This is a genomic window from Mesorhizobium sp. M7A.F.Ca.US.006.04.2.1, from assembly GCF_004022915.1.
GTDB classification, from domain to species: Bacteria; Pseudomonadota; Alphaproteobacteria; order Rhizobiales; family Rhizobiaceae; genus Mesorhizobium; species Mesorhizobium ciceri.
This window is the reverse complement of sequence record NZ_RZQA01001638.1, coordinates 1-469: the sequence shown is the minus strand read 5'-3', so window position 1 is coordinate 469 and position 469 is coordinate 1. Positions and strand designations below refer to the sequence as shown.

The 469-nt window shown below is 66.1% G+C and carries 1 protein-coding gene; it reads right to left on the bottom strand.

From position 1 onward, the window contains the following. A partial coding sequence (locus tag EN925_RS39165) for an FAD-dependent oxidoreductase (protein WP_164894854.1) occupies positions 1-469 on the bottom strand: 469 nt, incomplete at both ends.

Here is a 469-nt window from a genome sequence, read left to right as displayed (position 1 = left end):
TCGGCCAATCCGCCCGCATAGGCGACCGGATTGAGCACGCCGCCGGAACGGTCCATCCAGCCGCCGACATAGCCTGGCACGCCTGTCATTGCTTCGATTTCCTGCCGATCCAATGTGACCGCAGGCCGGCCACGCTGTGCCCATTGCCCGGCGCGTGACTTGACCTTCTCGAAGGCCGCAGGCGAATGCGCCGGCTGGACCCATCCGTTCTGCACGGCGTCGCCGTCGATGCCGTGCTGCCGGATCAGGCGGAAAACCAGGTCGGCGCTGCCGGCGGCGAAATCGATCAGCCTTTCGCCGCGCGACGGCCCGAGATGGGCCAGTATGTCGACCGGGTCCATCTTGGCGAAGTTCGGCACGACGAAGCCCGCATTCCTGCCGGTCGCACCCCAGGCGATGAACTCGGCTTCGAGAACGGCGACGGAAAGTCCTTTCCCCGCCGCATGCAGCGCGGTTGAAAGGCCAGAAA